The sequence below is a fragment of the Mesorhizobium sp. M7A.T.Ca.US.000.02.2.1 genome (genome assembly GCF_003996995.1).
Taxonomy (GTDB): domain Bacteria; phylum Pseudomonadota; class Alphaproteobacteria; order Rhizobiales; family Rhizobiaceae; genus Mesorhizobium.
The window spans coordinates 1-2,670 of record NZ_RZTT01000605.1 but is presented as its reverse complement, the minus strand read 5'-3'; the positions used below and the strand labels follow the sequence as shown (position 1 = coordinate 2,670).

Here is a 2,670-nt window from a genome sequence, read left to right as displayed (position 1 = left end):
AGCCAGATCGACGCCTGGCGCGACGGTGTCAAGCCGACGATCGGCGGCGTCTGCGAAAAGCTGCGCATCGGGCCGGCGGCCGGCGGCTGGGACGAACGCGGCGCGCGCGAGCGCCTCGAGCTGGTCAGCCTCGGCTGTTTCGAGCGCGGCAAGATCCCCAACGCCGGCGCGGTGCTGGCGGTGCCGGCGAGCGCGCCGCAGCTGCACCGGATCTTCGGCGACACCGACTTCCACAAGGGCGGCTGGTACACGGCGCTGAAACAGGCGCCCAAGGGCATCGTGCTGCCGGCGAAAAAGGTCAAGATCAACGGAAGCACCACGCATTGCCTGCTGATCGACCTCGATGCGTTCGAGAAGCATGTCGGCGGTGGGCTTTGATGAACATAGTTCCCCGCCGGCCTGTTTTGCGCTGGCATGGCGGCAAATGGAAGCTTGCGCCGTGGATACTGCAGCACATGCCAAGGCACCGCGTCTACGTCGAACCTTTCGGCGGCGCGGCCAGCATCCTAATACGCAAGCCGCGCGCCTATGCCGAGGTCTACAATGATCTCGATGATGAGGTGGTTAGCCTGTTTCGCGTGCTGCGCGACCCCGCCACCGCCCAGCAGCTCCTCGAGGCGCTGCGCCTGACGCCATTCGCCCGCGTCGAATTCCGGGCCGCCTATGAGCAGTGCGACGATCCGATTGAGCGAGGCCGGCGGCTGATCATCCGTTCTTTCATGGGCTTCGGCTCCAATGCGCATGCCAGTGAGCAGAAGGGGCACCGCTCGACCGGTTTCCGCGCCACCTCTAATCGCAGCGGGACCACGCCGGCGATGGATTGGGCCGGCTATCCCGACGCGTTGCCGGCGTTGATCGAGCGGCTGAAGGCCGTGGTGATCGAGTGCAGGCCTGCGCGTGAGGTGATGGCACAGCACGATGCGCCCGAGACCCTGCATTATGTCGACCCGCCATATCTGCCCGAGACACGGGCGCGCGGCAATCGCTACGATCTGGCCTGGCGCATGTATCGCCATGAGCTGTCGCGTGATGACCACGCCGAGTTGCTGACATTCCTCTGCGAGCTTGATGGCATGGTGATGCTGTCGGGCTATCCTGACCCGCTCTATGAGGCTGCGCTGGGCGGCTGGCGGCGTGTCGAGTGCAAAGCCTATGCAGACGGCGCCCGCGAACGTGTCGAGGTGATGTGGCTCAATCCGGCTTGCGCAGATGCTCTTGACGATGCCGCTGCCGGTGGTCCGTTGTTCGCCATCCGTTAGCCTTCTGGCGCGCGACCAGCGCGCCTTGCAGCGCGTTTCCCTTGCCCATCCAGACGATGAGCGCACCCAGCGCCTTCCCATCCATTGCCGTGCCCTGGTGCGCGGCGCTGGTGCCATGCGTCACGCCGAAACAACCAGCAGCCCGGCAGGGCTGCGCCGCTTCCTCTATAGCCAGCCTCCCCAAGGATGAATTGAATCGCGTTTTCAGGGAGATTTTCAGCCGCTCCCGCGCCCGTTTCGCCGGGTCAAATCGTGACATTTTGTCATTGTTTCCCGCGCCCCATTTGACGCCCTTTGCCCCCGCCCGACCAGCATTCAAGGGTGTTCCGCCGCGCCAAACCATGGCTTGCAATTGACGATAGGGGATTTCGGCGAGGCTGATTTCGCCGCTGACGGGTTCGGGAGCGGTTACCGGGTTACCCCATAGTTACCGCATGGGTAACCAGAAAAGCCCAAGGAAATCAACGACATGATCAATCTGGTTACCGGTTCCCCGGCTAATGCGACCTCGCATCGCACGCGCGCGCGCATGCGCTGTATGAGGTAACCACGTAACCGGTAACCGCAGGGGTATATCCATTTGAATTATCTATCGAAAAGCCGGTTCCCGAACGGTTACCCATGGCCTCGATCGGGAACCGGAATAAAAAATGGCACATGGAGCGCTTTCGATGGCCGATGACGCTGACCAGGGGCATCGAGACGCCCACACACCGGCGGCGGCCGAGCTCCCTGGCGCCGATCCGCTGGACCTCTTGGCCGGCTTGCCGGATGGCGAGGGCGTTGACGGTCTGGCGCTGGCGGCGGAAATCGTTGCTGCGCCAGCTCGGGCGCGGGGGAGGCCGCTTGGCGCTGCCAACCGCAAGAACGGGGATCTGATCCGCTACCTCGTGGCGCGGGGCCATCGCGACCCGATGGTGACGCTATCCATGATCCAGTCGGCCGACTTCGGGGCGCTGTGCAAGCTGGTCGGTGCCGCCGGCGCAAAGCAGAAGATCGCGGTGCTGGGCCTGATCCGTGGCGCGGCCGCCGACCTGATGCCCTATCACCACGCCAAGAAGCCGCTGCAGCTGGAGCTGCCGCCTGGTGATCGCCGGCCGTTGATGGTGTTCGGCAACGTCGAGAACATGCAGGTTGTGGCCGATGGTGACGGCTTCATGAGCGCGGGCATGATGCCCGTCGATCGCGGCGAAAAAGCCAATGAAATCAATGGCGAGGCCGTGCGAGAACAGGCAGGCGTCTCGCACGAGAATGCTAACGCATTGAATGGCAACGACAATCCGGGGTCGAACGACTGATTGCAAATCAGTTGCGATATTGAAAACGGGAATCGTCGGGGCAGTTCTCGCGCACGTGCACGTGAGGCGCGCGCCGCCTGGTGTAGGGCCTCGACCCCGCCCCCCATGCCTGT

The 2,670-nt window shown here is 63.9% G+C and carries 4 protein-coding genes; 3 read left to right on the top strand and 1 reads right to left on the bottom strand.

Translation table 11 applies throughout. The annotated features are described in order from the left end of the window. The coding region (locus EOD15_RS36050) for a hypothetical protein (RefSeq protein ID WP_210212216.1) at positions 1-378 on the top strand (378 nt) is incomplete at its 5' end. Next, positions 378-1,259: a DNA adenine methylase gene (locus EOD15_RS32345; protein ID WP_127322430.1), complete on the top strand. Its 882-nt coding sequence runs from the start codon at positions 378-380 to the stop codon at positions 1,257-1,259. The genes EOD15_RS36050 and EOD15_RS32345, both read left to right, overlap by 1 nt. Here EOD15_RS32345 and EOD15_RS35595 read toward each other — a convergent pair. Next, a complete protein-coding gene (locus EOD15_RS35595; RefSeq protein WP_185929137.1) occupies positions 1,192-1,578 on the bottom strand; it encodes a hypothetical protein in 387 nt (128 codons plus the stop codon). The genes EOD15_RS32345 and EOD15_RS35595 overlap by 68 nt on opposite strands. Before the next feature lie 436 nt (positions 1,579-2,014). Between EOD15_RS35595 and EOD15_RS32340 the strand changes: the two genes are divergently transcribed. Beyond that, positions 2,015-2,557 carry a hypothetical protein gene (locus EOD15_RS32340; RefSeq protein ID WP_127323232.1) on the top strand — a complete coding sequence of 181 codons (543 nt, stop codon included), beginning with the start codon at positions 2,015-2,017 and terminating at the stop codon, positions 2,555-2,557. The last annotated feature ends 113 nt before the right edge of the window (positions 2,558-2,670 follow it).